The sequence below is a fragment of the Streptomyces agglomeratus genome, from assembly GCF_001746415.1.
In the GTDB taxonomy this organism is placed as follows: Bacteria; Actinomycetota; Actinomycetes; order Streptomycetales; family Streptomycetaceae; genus Streptomyces; species Streptomyces agglomeratus.
On sequence record NZ_MEHJ01000001.1, the window covers coordinates 5,186,715 to 5,199,163 of the forward strand.

Here is a 12,449-nt window from a genome sequence, read left to right on the forward strand (position 1 = left end):
GGGCGGCTACTTCGCCTTCGCGATGTCGGTGTCGATCTGCGCGGCGGTCTTCTCCAGACCGGCCTTCAGGTCCTTCACCGCGCCCTTCTCGTACTGGTAGCCGAACTCCTGGAGCGTCAGGAGGTACGTCGCGCCGTTCACCGCCCCCGCCGGGGTACTGGACTTCGGGTGCCGCGCGATGTCCAGGAACGTCTTGAAGCGCGGGTCGAGCTCGAGGTCCGGCGACTTCAGCGCGGCGAAGGTGGACGGCACGTTGCGGATCGCGTTGGCGAACTGCACGACGGCCTCCGTGTCGGTGGTCATGAACTTGACCAGCTCCCAGGCCGCGTTCTGCTTGTTGCTCTGCGGGGCGATGCCCATGACCGTGCCCGACAGGAAGCCCTTGCCGTAACTGCCGGCCTCGTCGTCGGCGACGGGCATCGGCGCCACACCGATCTCGAACGGCACCTTGGCGTCCTCGGCCATGCCGAGCCGCCACTCGCCGTCGAGCTGCATCGCGACCTGACCGGTGTGGAAGGGGTGCTTGGCGCCCCACTCGTCCCCGAACGTGCCGCGGTACTTCTCCAGCTTCCGGAAACCGCCCAGCTCGTCGACCAGTTTCTTCTGCTGCGTGAACATGGCGGCGAACGCCGGGTCCCTGGCTATGTTGGACCTGCCCTCCGCGTCGAAGTACGTCTGGTCCCAGCTGCCCATGTAGTGCTCGACGGTCGTCTCGTAGCCGTGGTAGTTCGGCATGAAGCCGAGCTGCTCGTAGCTGTCACCCCTGGTCTTCGTCAGCTTCTTCGCGGTCGCCCGCAGCTCGGACATGGTCTTCGGCGGCGTCTTTATGCCGGCCTTCTCGAAGGCGTCCTTGTTGTAGTAGAGGCCGTACGCGTCGGCCAGCAGCGGCATCGCGCACCGCTTGCCCTCGAACTGTGTGTACTCCAGCGTCACCTTCGGGAAGGTCTTCTCCAGGTCCAGCTTCGACTTCTCGATGAAGGGCCCCAGGTCGGCGAAGGCGCCCGACGAGCAGAACTTCCCGACGTTCGACGTGGTGAAGGACGACACGACGTCCGGGCCCTTCGAACCGCCCGCCCGCAGCGCCTGGTTGAGCTTGTCGTCGTTGATGTTGCCGACGACGTCCACCTTGATGTTCCTGTGCCGGGCCTCGAAGCGGTCGACGTTCTCCCGGATCGCCTTCACCTCGGCAGGGGCGCTCCAGCCGTGCCAGAACGTGATCCTGGTCTTCGCGTTCGGGTCGTCGGTCGCTTGGGACCGGGACTGGCCCGTGCACGCGGTGGCGAGTACGGACAGCGCGGCGACGGCGACGGCCGGGGTGACGAGGCGTCGGTCGCGGGTGAGCCGGCTGGTACGGCTGGTTCCGCTGGTACGGCTGTTTTTGCGCATGGCGAAGCTCCCAGAGACGGGTGAGGGGACAGCGGGAAGGCAGGACCGGAGAAGTGGGGGAGGGCTAGCGGGAGGTGGTGTCGAAGACCTCGTCGCGCGTGATGGCGAGGGCGCTCTGCAACGCGCCGCACAGCACGGGGTCCTCCTGTACGGAACCGACGACGAGCCGCGGCCGGGGAGCTGCCAGCTCGGCCAGCTCGGCCTGGACCAGGGCGCGCAGCGGTTCGCCGCCGGCGACGAGCACCCCGCCGGACAGCACGATGAGTTCCGGGTCGAGGAGGGCGACCATGGAGGCGAGACCGGTCGCCAGCCCGGTCGCGAAGGCGTGGAGGAGTTGCCGGTACGGACCGTCGGTGGCCCGCGACGCCTCGCCGAGCAGCGCGACGGCCTCGTCGATGTACGTATCGCCGGGCGGGACCGCGATGCCCAGCTCCCGGGCCAGCCGGGGCACGGCCTGGCCGCCGGCCAGCTCCTGGAAGCCGCCGGAGTTGGCCTTGGTCACCCGGCGCACGAGCGGAGTGCCCGGCACCGGCATGAACCCGACCTCTCCGGCGCCGCCGGTCCAGCCGCGGTGCAGCCGGCCGCCGATCACCAGCGCGGCGCCGAGCCCGCCGTGGTTCCACAGCAGTACGAAGTCCTGGTGTCCCCGGGCCGCGCCCAGCCGCTGCTCGGCCACGGCGGCGAGGTTCACGTCGTTCTCGTACTCGACGGGCATGGGCAGCGCTGCCGCCAGGTCGTCGAGCAGGGTGGGCGAGTGCCAGCCGGGGAGGTGGGAGGCATACCGCAGGCGCCCGGTGCCGGGGTCGAAGGCGCCCGGGGTGGCGATGACGACCCGGTGCACGTCGGACCGTACGAGCCCGGCGGCCTTCACGGCGCCGTCGAGCGCCTCGGTGACCCGGTGCACGACGGACTCGGCGCGGCGGCCCGGGGTCGGCAGTTCGAACTCGCCGGTGGTGCCGCCGGTGATGTCGGCCACGGCGGCGCGGATGCGCTCCGGCGTGACGTCGAGGCCGGCGACGTGCGCGGCGCGCGGATTGACGGCGTAGAGCTGGGCGTTCGGCCCGGGGCGCCCCTCCGTCGTGCCGGTGGCGACCACGAGACCGGCGCTCTCCAGGCGGACGAGCAACTGGGAGGCCGTGGGCTTGGACAGCCCGGTGAGCTTGCCGATCCTCGTACGGGAGAGCGGGCCGTGCTCCAGCAGCAGGTCGAGGGCGGCACGGTCGTTCATGGCCCGCAGCACGCTCGGCGTGCCCGGCGTGCCCGGTGTGCCCGGTGTCCCGGCCATGGCGATGCACCCACCTTTCGGCTCCCACTCGGCCAGTCAGTATCTCCCGAGCGCCAGGGCCGGGTCACTGTTAGGAAAGTTTCCTGTTGAGTTGGGACGAAAGTAAGGGCCCGTCAGCCGGCCGTCAAGGGCGTCCACGCACAGCGCCCCCGCGGCAACCGAAGCGTTACCTGCGGGGGCGCGGTCCGTCGTACGGGCTACTTGTGCAGATTCGGGGTGGGCGGCGGGATGGGGGACGCCGCGAGGGACTGCGGGGACGTCGGGCTGGCCAGTGCGGACGGCGCCGACATGCCGGCCGTCGGGTCGCCCGGAGCGGCCTCGTCGCCGAGCAGGGCCGGACCGCCGACGATCCTTATGCCGGCCCGGTCGAACGCCTGCTTGATGCGCCAGCGCAGTTCCCGCTCGACCCTGAGGGCCTTGCCCGGCATCGTCTTCGCCGAGACCCGCACGACCATCGAGTCGAGCAGCACCGAGTCCAGGCCGAGGACCTCCACCGGGCCCCACAGCAGCTCGTTCCAGGGTTCGCTCTTCGCGAGTTCCTCGGCGGTCTCCACGATGACCTCGCGCACCCGGTCCAGGTCCTCCGTCGGACGTACCTGTACGTCGACCCCGGCCGTGGCCCAGCCCTGGGACAGGTTGCCGATGCGCTTGATCTCGCCGTTGCGGACGTACCAGATCTCGCCGCTCTCACCGCGCAGCTTCGTCACGCGCAGGCCGACCTCTATGACCTCGCCGGACGCCACACCCGCGTCGATGCTGTCCCCGACGCCGTACTGGTCCTCAAGGATCATGAAGACGCCGGAGAGGAAGTCGGTGACCAGGTTGCGGGCGCCGAAACCGAGCGCCACACCCGCGACACCCGCCGAGGCGAGGAGCGGCGCCAGATTGATGTTGAGCGCGCCGAGCACCATCAGGGCGCCCGTACCCAGGATCAGGAACGACGCGACGGAGCGCAGGACCGACCCGATCGCCTCCGAGCGCTGGCGGCGCCGCTCGGCGTTGACCAGAAGGCCGCCGAGCGCGGTGCCCTCGACCGCCTGGGCGCTGCGGTTCATCCGGGCTATCAGCTTGGTCAGCGAGCGGCGGATGACCGTACGCAGTACGGCGGCTATCACGACGATCAGGAGGATGCGCAGGCCGACGCTCAGCCAGGTGGACCAGTTCTGCTCGACCCAGCTCGCGGCGTCGTTCGCCTGCTGCGCCGCCTCGTCGAGAGTGACGGGCTCGGGCGACGGATCAACGGCCGACAGGACGGACCAGAGCACGGCGGGACCTCCAGGCGGGGTGGGACGACAACAGACCAACCACACTAACGGGGCATCCCGCATGGTCCGGCGCGGTGTTCGAGGGAGAGACAAGACTCACCAGGGCATGAAGACGGTGTGGTCGAAAACACTCCGAGCCCGTTACCCGGACGTGGTGGCGTTTCGACCAGGCATGAGGGGAGACTGAGAGCAGATCGTCCCGGCGCGAGCCACGCGCCGCCGGCGTTATAGGAGGCATCCGTGCCGCATGTCCTGGTCCTCAACGCGTCGTACGAGCCGCTCGGCGTCGTACCGCTCCGCCGCGCGCTCGTCCTCGTCCTGGAGAACAAGGCTCTCTGCCTCGAGGAATCCGGCGCCTTCATGCACAGCGCGACCCGCGCTGTCCCCGCACCCAGCGTCGTGCGGCTGAAACGGTTCGTGCGGGTCCCCTACCGGGGGCCCGTTCCACTCACCCGCCGTGCGCTCTTCGCCAGGGACGGCGGGCGCTGCATGTACTGCGGTGGCGTCGCAACCAGCGTCGACCACGTGGTCCCGCGCAGCCGGGGCGGACAGCACGCCTGGGAGAACGTGGTGGCCGCGTGCCGCCGCTGCAACCACGTCAAGGCCGACCGGCACCTCATGGAGCTCGGCTGGCGCCTGCGCCACCAGCCGGCGCCGCCGTCCGGGCTGGCCTGGCGCATCATCGGGACCGGCCACCGGGACCCGCGCTGGCTGCCGTACTTGCAGCCGTTCGGCGCGGACGACGCGCTGGCCCGGATCGACGGCATCTCGGCCTGAGATCCGGCGGACCCCCTCGGGATGTGTCCTCGATCGCCGGACGGGCTCCCTCGGAGCCCGTCCCCCTTCGAGGAGCGGGGGCCGGGACGGAGCCCCGGCAGCCACCCGCGCCGGGGCTAGTCCGCCGCCACCGCGTATGCCTCGACCCCGAACAGCGAGTAGCCGAACGGCAGCGCCCGCTCGTCGCACTGCACCCGCACGAACCGCGCGTCCTTCGCGTCCATCCGGACCGCCTCGCGCCCGCCCCGCCCTTCCCGGACCGTCGCGGCCGTGCGCCACGTGCGGCCGTCCTGCGACACCTGGACGCGGTACCTCTTCGCGTACGCCTCCTGCCAGTGCAGTACGACCTGCCCGAGCCGCACCGGCTCCGCGAACTCCGCCTGCCACCACGCCGAGGGGCCTATCGGCGAGGTCCACCGGGTCGCGGGGTCGCCGTCGGCGGCGTGCGGCGCCGGGAAGTCGGCGGTCTCGTCGCCGGACGACGACACCAGCACGCCCGCGCCCCGGACGAGATCGGGCCCGTCCGTGCGCGGGAACGCCCGCACCGTGAGCACACTGTCCTGTCCGTCGAAGGACACCGGCACCCGGTACTCGCCCGCCCGCACCGCCTTGCCGACCCGGACATCGAGCGGGACCGCGGTCGACGCGCCGCGCGGCACCGTCGTCGCCCTGGGCGCCCGCACCTCGATGCCCTTCGGCGCCTCGGCCGTCAGCCGGCCCCGCACCTCGCCGGGGCGCTGCCCGGTCAGCCGCACCGTGACGCGCTCCGGCCGGCTGCCGCCGATCTCCGCGTCCGTCTCGCTGCGCTCAAGACGCAGCCCCGCCCGCGGCTCGTCCCCGAACCAGGGCACCAGCCGGTGCACGACGGGAGCGCCGCCGCCACTGTCCGCGTCCCAGGTCAGGCGTACGGCGTCCACCCGCGCACCCTCCGCGTCCGTCTGCGTCCACCCGCTGCCGGACAGCGTGCCGACGCGCCGCCAGCCCTCGCCCGGCACCAGTGCCTCGACGGCCGCGCCCTCACCCGTACCCGGCTCGGTCATGGCGGTCAGCGCCTCGACCGGGCGCGCCCTGTCCAGCCGTACGGTGTACGAACCGGCGTCCTGCGAGACGCTGCCCGCCTCGCGGTCCGCGCCGGTCCAGGCGTCCGCCGCCTCGACGGCCTTCGTCAGGAACGGGTCGAGCACACCCTTGCCGACGGTGACCCGGCTCGCCTCCAGCGAGCCCCGCAGCGCGTCCAGGTCGAGCGACGCGCGCCAAGCGGCCGTGCCGTCGCCGCGCGCCTGCGCCTGGAGCAGGTCGACGGACAGCTCGCCCGCCCTCCCGTACCGCGACAGTTGCTCGGTCCACGGCCGTACCTCGGCGTCGAAGGCGCCGCCCGCCGGGCCCCGGAGCCGTGACGGGGCCTCGCGCATCACCGTGAACGCGTCGCGCAGCTTCCGCGCCGCCGCGTCCCGCACCCGCCCGTCGGCGGACGCCCGCGTCGCCCAGAAACCGTCGATGAGCGGCCGGAGGTACGCCGACTCCTCGCCGCCCAGTACGGACGACGCGTCGTTGCCCGCCAGGGCGCGCATCGCCTCGCGGGCCGCCGGGTCGGCGCCCGCCAGGTCGTCCATCGCGGCCTGCCAGGACTCCTGCGGCTGGTAACCACGGGGGTTCCAGGCGTAGTCGGCGGCCGTGAACAGCGGGATGCGGGAGGCGGACGCCTGCTCCATCGCGTTGGCGAGGAGGGCGGCGGAGCCGCCGGCGACGGCGGGGTCGCGGCCCGTGTAGGGGCCGAGGAAGATGCGGTCCTGGGCGTAGTCGTTGACCGGGTAGTTGTCCATGGTGACCAGCGGATGCGCGAACGCCGCGCGCGCCCCGGCGAGTTCGCGCCCGGTGATCGTCTTCGGTACGACGCCGACGCCCGTCCACGCGACCTGCACCCCGCCGTCCAGCTCGGCGGCGAGCGCCTGCCGGTACTCGGTGTCGCCCTCCTGGTAGAACTCCGTCGGCATCACCGACAGCGGCTCGGACCCCGGGTGCCGTTCCGCGAGGTGCCGCGCCACCGCGTTGGCCACCCGCGCGTGGGCCTTCGCCGCCGCCTCCGGGCCCGAGCCGAAGGTGTCCGCGTCCGCCTCGCAGTGCCACTCGCTGTAGCTGACGTCCTGGAACTGGAGCTGGAAGGAGCGGACCCCGAGCGCCCACATCGCGTCGAACTTGCGGTTCAGCGCCCTGATGTCACCGTCGGACGACATGCACATCGCCTGCCCCGGCGCCACGGCCCAGCCGAGCGTCACATGACTGCTGCGGGCCCGCTCGGCGAGCGCCCGGAAGTCCGCGCGCCGGTCCGCCGGGTACGGGTCGCGCCAGCGGGCCTGGCGGTACGGGTCGTCACCGGGGGCGTAGAGGTACCGGTTCTGCTTCGTACGGGCCATGAAGTCGACCTGGTCGAGACGCTGTTCGCGCGTCCACGGCTGCCCGTAGAACCCCTCGGTCATACCGCGTACGGCCGTCCCCGGCCAGTCGCGGACCAGGGCGCCCGCGATCCGCTTCCCCCGGTCATCCGTCACCAGCTGCCGCAGGGTCTGCGCCGCGTGGAACAGGCCGTCCTCGCCGACCCCGTCGAGCGCGACCGTGTCCCGCCCGTCGACACTGCCGACGGCTATCCGGTAGCCCCCGGACGGCAGATCGGCGCGTTCGGGCGCGCGCAGGGCGCGCAGCGCGTCGCTCGCGCCGGTGCCTCCGGCCCGTACGACAAGGCCGCGTGCGGGCAGCGGCTCGTCGGGCCGCACGGTGTACAGCGTCTGCACGCCCGCGTCGCGCAGCACGTCCCCGAGGGCCTCCAGGGCGTACGGGTCCGTGCCCGCCTCGGCGACGAGCACCGCTTCCGCGCCCACCGGCACCGGCTGCCCGGCCGCCCGTATCGACTGCGGCCGGGGCCAGACGGCGGGCAGCGCCGCGTCGCTCGCGTTGTCCGGCTTCGTGGCGGCGGGGGCGCCCGGGTCGGGATCGGAGGGGGCCGCGACCGCTCCGTGCGAACCGCCGAGCAGCCCACCGATCACCGCGACCGCGACAGCGCCCGTACCCCTCGCGCCCCTCTTGCGCCCCAACTGCACGGCCGTCTCCTCAGTCGCGTCAGTCTTCCCCTGTGGGCCCCGAGCCCACCACCCGTCCGGCCGGGTGTCAATTTTCATACAGGGAAGCGGGTGTGACGCGGGACACGTTGATGGAACGTATACGTCTGCGGCCGTGTCCTTTGGGTAGGGCTGCTGTGTCCACTTAGCCCCACCGTAGGGAGGCCCCTGTGGCCGCTGCACAGCTTCTCCTCTCAGCCCTGTCCAAACCCGTGCCCGCCCCCCGTGCCCAGCTCGACGACGCGTTCCCCTTCGACGACGCGGGCTTCGCGGAGCCGCTGCTCACCTCCGAGCCGCCGCTGACCAGCGAACCCCCCATGGCAGACGCCGCCCCGCTCACCAGTGAGCCGCCGATGGCCGACGCCGCCCCCCTGACCAGCGAACCGACCGCCCACGGCACGGCATCGGGCATGGAGCCCACGGGGGTCTAGATGGGCCTTGCCCGGCTTGCGGCCCTTCACGGCGTCGCCACGTCCTACCAGCCTTCGGCGCACCGCACGCTCCAGGTCCCCGACGACACGGTGGTGGCCGTTCTGGCCGCCCTCGGCGTCGACGCGCGCACGCCCGACGCGGTGCGTACGGCCCTCGAAGCGCACGAGACCGCCGCCCGCCGTCTGCTGCCCGCCACGCTGGTGTCCTGGACGGGCCCGAGCGGCCCCGAGCCGCCGCCCGCCGTCGCCGGCCTGCCTCCGGGCACACGGCTGCGCGTCGAGACGGAGCAGGGGCCGGCGGTGGAGTGGGAGGCGCTGCCCGCCGGGCCGCCGCCGGACGACCCGACCCCCGGGGCAGCGCCCCAGGCCGGCGCGGCGCCGCCGCCTCCCGCCCCGCGCGAGGGCTGGGCGGAACTTCCGCTGGGCGTGCACCGGCTGGGCGTGCGGACTCCGGAGGGCCGCGAGGACTCGGCCACGCTCGTCGTCGCGCCCGCCCGCGTCCCGCAGGCTCCCGGCCGCACCTTCGGGTTCATGGTCCAGCTCTACTCCCTGCTCTCCCGGCGCTCCTGGGGCATGGGCGACCTCGGCGACCTCGCCGAGCTCGCGGCCTGGTCCGGGCGCTCCCTGGGCGTCGGATTCGTGCAGATCAACCCGCTGCACGCGGCCGTCCCCGGTACGCCCACCGACCCGTCGCCGTACCGCCCGTCCTCCCGCCGCTTCCCCGACCCCGTGCACCTGCGGGTCGAGGACGTGCCGGAGTACGCCCACGTACCCCGGGCGGACCGGGCCCGTATCGACGACCTGCTCGACCGAGCCGCCACCCTGCGCGACGGTGTTCTGCGCAAGGGCGAGCTGATCGACCGCGACGCGGTGTGGCAGCTGAAGAAGCAGGCCCTGGAGCTCGTACGGTCCGTACCGCTCGGCCCCGGCCGTCGCGCCGCGTACTGCGACTTCCTGGCCGAGCAGGGCACGGTGCTGGAGGACCACGCCACCTGGTGCGCGCTGGCCGAGGTGCACGGGCCCGACTGGCACGCCTGGCCGGCCGAGCTGCGCGACGATCCGCGCTCCGCCGCCGTGGAGCGCGCCCGCGACGAGCTGTACGACCGCGTCGACCTGCACGGCTGGCTGGCCTGGCTCACCGACACCCAGCTGGCCGCCGCGCAGAGCGCCGCCCGCGAGGCCGGCATGCCCGTCGGCATCGTCCACGACCTGGCCGTCGGCGTGCACCCGGGCGGCGCGGACGCCTGGGCCCAGCAGGACGCGTACGCCCGGGGCATGTCCGTCGGCGCCCCGCCGGACGCCTTCAACGCGCTCGGCCAGGACTGGGGCCTGCCCCCGTGGCGCCCCGACGTCCTGGCCGCCGGCGGGTACGCCCCCTTCCGGGGCCTGCTGCGGGGCCTCCTGCGCAACGCGGGCGCCCTGCGCATCGACCACGTCATGGGGCTGTTCCGGCTCTGGTGGATCCCGGAGGGCCGGGAGCCCACGGAGGGGACGTACGTCCGCTACGACGCGGAAGCGATGCTCGCCGTACTCGCCCTGGAGGCACACCTGGCGGGCGCGAGCGTCATAGGGGAGGACCTGGGCACGGTGGAACCCGGCGTCCGGGACGCGCTCGCCGAGCGCGGCGTGTCCGGCACGTCCGTGCTGTGGTTCGAGCGCGACTGGGCCGGTACGGGCGAACCGCTGCCCCCGGAGAGCTGGCGCGAGAACTGCCTGGCCACGGCCACCACACACGATCTGCCGTCCACCGCCGCCCGTCTCACCGGCGAGCACGTGGTGCTGCGCCACCGGCTCGGGCTGCTCACGCGCCCGCTGGAGGAGGAGCGGGCGGAGGCGGCCGTGGAGGTGGCCGACTGGCTGTCGTACCTGGCCCGGCTCGGGTTGCTGCCGGAAGGCGCGGGCGACGAGGAGGGCGAGATCCGCGCCGTGTACCGCTTCCTGCTGCGCACCCCCGCCCGGATGGCCGGCATCTGGCTGCCGGACGCCGTCGGCGACCGCCGGCCGCAGAATCTTCCGGGCACCTGGGACCAGTACCCCAACTGGCGCCTGCCCGTGGCCGACGCCGAGGGGCGCCCCGTAACCCTGGAGGAACTGGCCGCATCCCCCCGCCTGCACGACCTGGTCGCAGCCTTCCGGACGCGTACGGCACCCCCGGGCGCGCGGCTCTCCTAGGCGTTCGCTACGTTTGCACCGTGGACAAGAAGAACGCCCTGCGCGCCGGCGCCGTCGCGGCCGGTACGACGCTGATGATGCTGCTCATGTCGTCCCCCGCGCTCGCGCTCACGCGCGACGACGGTGACGACCCCGGTCCCGGCCTGAGTGTGGCCGAGACGCTCGGCCTGTACGTCGTGGCCCCGATCGCGCTGTTCCTGGTGATCACGGGTCTCGTCATGGTGCTGGACAAGTCCAAGAAGCAGGTCTGACGCCACGCGCCGACACGTCTTGGAGGGCGTCCTCGTCCGTACGCGACCACGCGTACGGACGAGGACGCCCTCGCGTTTTCCGGAGCCGGGTTCCAGGGGCCGCTTCCGGGCCGGGTTCCAGGGCCGGGTTCTAGGGCCGGGTCGATCCGGCCAGCAGTTGCCGCAGCAGCCCCTGGAGCTGCTCCACCTGCTCGTCGCCGAGCCCCGCGAGCGCCTCGTGCTGGATCTCCAGGCCCGCCGCCACGGCCTCGTCGACGATCGCCAGGCCGCGCTCGGAGAGCGTGACCCGCAGCCCCCGCCGGTCGTGCGGATCGGGGCTGCGGCTGAGCAGCCCGGCCCGCTCCAGCTTGTCGAGCCGGCCCGTCATCCCGCCGGTGGTGAGCATCAGCGTCGCGGAGAGCTGGCGCGGTGAGAGGGTGTACGGCTCACCGGAGCGGCGCAGCGTCGCGAGGACGTCGAACTCGCCCCGGGAGATCCCGAACCGGCCGTACGCCTTCTCGATGCGGTCGCCCATGGCGCGCGCGATGCGGTAGACGCGGCCGAAGACGGCCATCGGGGCGGTGTCGAGGTCGGGGCGTACCTCGGCCCACTGGGCGGTGATGGCGTCGACGGGGTCCTTGGGGGTCTGGGTCGCCTTGGTCGCCTTGGTCGTCATGCCCGCAGTATCCGGAGACCTCCGCTCGGCCGCAAGAAAGTTGCTTGACGGAAAGTAGCTTACGAGTAAGCTACTTTCTACCAACCTACCTTCTGGCTTCGGGGGCCGAGCAGTCATGAACCGTGCCGGGACAATCGCTCTCACCGCGCTCGCCCCCGTTTCGTGGGGCTCGACGTACGCCGTCACCACCGAGTTCCTGCCGCCGGACCGGCCGCTGTTCACCGGACTGATGCGCGCTCTGCCCGCCGGGCTCGTGCTGCTGGCCGTCGCCAGGACGCTGCCGCGCGGCGTCTGGTGGGGGAAGGCCGTGGCGCTCGGGGCGCTGAACATCGGGGCGTTCTTCCCGCTGCTCTTCCTCTCCGCGTACCGGCTGCCAGGAGGGATGGCGGCGGTGTTCGGGTCGCTCGGGCCGCTGTGGGTGGCCGGCCTCGCGGTGCTGCTGCTGAGCGAGAAGCCCACGGTACGCACGCTGTTGACCGGGATCGCGGCGGCGCTCGGCGTGAGCCTGGTGGTGCTGCGCGCGACCGCCGAGCTGGACACGATCGGAGTGCTGGCGGCGCTGGCGTCGTCCGCCTCGATGGCGGCCGGCACCGTACTGACCAAGCGCTGGGGCCGCCCCGAGGGCGTGGGCCCGCTGGTCATGACCGGCTGGCAGCTGACCGCGGGCGGGCTGCTCATCGCGCCGGTCGCGTTCCTGGTGGAGGGCGCTCCGCCGGTGCTGGACGGGCGGGCCGTCGCCGGATACCTCTACCTGGCGCTGGTGAACACGGCGGTCGCGTACTGGCTGTGGTTCCGGGGCATCGGCCGGCTCACCGCGACGTCGGTGACCTTCCTCGGCCCGCTGTCCCCGCTGACGGCGGCGGTCATCGGGTGGGCGGCGCTGGGGGAGGCGCTGACGCCCGTGCAGCTGCTGGGGATGGCGATCGCGTTCGGGGCGACGCTGCTGGGTCAGATGAGGGGGTCGCGGAGGGGGTCCGGCGGTGACACCGGCGACCAAAAGTTCAGTAAAACTGAACGAATTGATCGAAAAGATTCGATGGACCTGATGGATAGTGCGGTGCGACGGTAGGTCCCGTAACCGAGTTCGTCCAGGTGGAAGGGATGTTCAGTGGCA

The 12,449-nt window shown here is 72.8% G+C and carries 10 protein-coding genes; 5 read left to right on the plus strand and 5 right to left on the minus strand.

The features are described from left to right. Nucleotides 1-6: 6 nt before the first annotated feature. The 3 genes from AS594_RS22575 to AS594_RS22585 all read right to left on the minus strand — a co-directional run bounded on the left by AS594_RS22575 (nt 7) and on the right by AS594_RS22585 (nt 3,936). On the minus strand, nt 7-1,386 hold the full coding sequence (locus tag AS594_RS22575; protein WP_079144461.1) for an ABC transporter substrate-binding protein: 1,380 nt from the start codon (nt 1,384-1,386) through the stop codon (nt 7-9). A gap of 64 nt (nt 1,387-1,450) precedes the next feature. Beyond that, nucleotides 1,451-2,671 carry an ROK family transcriptional regulator gene (locus tag AS594_RS22580; protein WP_069928724.1) on the minus strand — a complete coding sequence of 407 codons (1,221 nt, stop codon included), beginning with the start codon at nt 2,669-2,671 and terminating at the stop codon, nt 1,451-1,453. Between the two features lie 197 nt (nt 2,672-2,868). Next, entirely contained in the window at nt 2,869-3,936 is a 1,068-nt protein-coding gene (locus tag AS594_RS22585; RefSeq protein ID WP_069928725.1) for a mechanosensitive ion channel family protein, read from the minus strand. Nucleotides 3,937-4,176: 240 nt separating this feature from the next. Here AS594_RS22585 and AS594_RS22590 point away from each other — a divergent pair, with 240 nt between their 5' ends. Further along, entirely contained in the window at nt 4,177-4,713 is a 537-nt protein-coding gene (locus tag AS594_RS22590; protein ID WP_028814500.1) for an HNH endonuclease, read from the plus strand. Nucleotides 4,714-4,829: 116 nt separating this feature from the next. On the opposite strand, the gene AS594_RS22595 is transcribed toward AS594_RS22590, so the two are convergent. Next, nucleotides 4,830-7,808: a glycoside hydrolase family 84 protein gene (locus tag AS594_RS22595; RefSeq protein WP_069928726.1), complete on the minus strand. Its 2,979-nt coding sequence runs from the start codon at nt 7,806-7,808 to the stop codon at nt 4,830-4,832. Between the two features lie 188 nt (nt 7,809-7,996). Here AS594_RS22595 and AS594_RS22600 point away from each other — a divergent pair, with 188 nt between their 5' ends. From AS594_RS22600 to AS594_RS22610, 3 genes are read left to right on the plus strand one after another with little or no spacing between them, the layout of a single operon-like run. Next, complete coding sequence (locus tag AS594_RS22600; RefSeq protein WP_069928727.1) at nt 7,997-8,257, plus strand: hypothetical protein; 261 nt, start codon at nt 7,997-7,999, stop codon at nt 8,255-8,257. Continuing rightward, entirely contained in the window at nt 8,258-10,429 is a 2,172-nt protein-coding gene (malQ, locus tag AS594_RS22605) for a 4-alpha-glucanotransferase (RefSeq protein ID WP_069935319.1), read from the plus strand. It abuts the gene before it with no gap. A 20-nt stretch (nt 10,430-10,449) separates the two neighbouring features. Continuing rightward, nucleotides 10,450-10,680, plus strand: a complete 231-nt coding sequence (locus tag AS594_RS22610) for a hypothetical protein (protein ID WP_069928729.1) — start codon at nt 10,450-10,452, stop codon at nt 10,678-10,680. A 130-nt stretch (nt 10,681-10,810) separates the two neighbouring features. Here the strand turns inward: AS594_RS22610 and AS594_RS22615 are convergent, their stop codons facing one another. After that, the gene (locus AS594_RS22615; protein ID WP_069928730.1) at nt 10,811-11,335 is read right to left on the minus strand and encodes a MarR family winged helix-turn-helix transcriptional regulator; all 525 of its coding nucleotides are present in this window, start codon (nt 11,333-11,335) and stop codon (nt 10,811-10,813) included. Nucleotides 11,336-11,450: 115 nt separating this feature from the next. On the opposite strand from AS594_RS22615, the gene AS594_RS22620 reads away from it, so the two are divergent. Continuing rightward, on the plus strand, nt 11,451-12,404 hold the full coding sequence (locus AS594_RS22620) for an EamA family transporter (protein WP_069935320.1): 954 nt from the start codon (nt 11,451-11,453) through the stop codon (nt 12,402-12,404). The last annotated feature ends 45 nt before the right edge of the window (nt 12,405-12,449 follow it).

Excerpts from the sequence above, each read along its gene's own strand:
- malQ (WP_069935319.1), top strand. The coding sequence starts at position 8,258 with ATGGGCCTTGCCCGGCTTGCGGCCCTTCACGGCGTCGCCACGTCCTAC.
- AS594_RS22615 (WP_069928730.1), bottom strand. The coding sequence starts at position 11,335 with ATGACGACCAAGGCGACCAAGGCGACCCAGACCCCCAAGGACCCCGTC.
- AS594_RS22620 (WP_069935320.1), top strand. The coding sequence starts at position 11,451 with ATGAACCGTGCCGGGACAATCGCTCTCACCGCGCTCGCCCCCGTTTCG.
- AS594_RS22575 (WP_079144461.1), bottom strand. The coding sequence starts at position 1,386 with ATGCGCAAAAACAGCCGTACCAGCGGAACCAGCCGTACCAGCCGGCTC.
- AS594_RS22580 (WP_069928724.1), bottom strand. The coding sequence starts at position 2,671 with ATGGCCGGGACACCGGGCACACCGGGCACGCCGGGCACGCCGAGCGTG.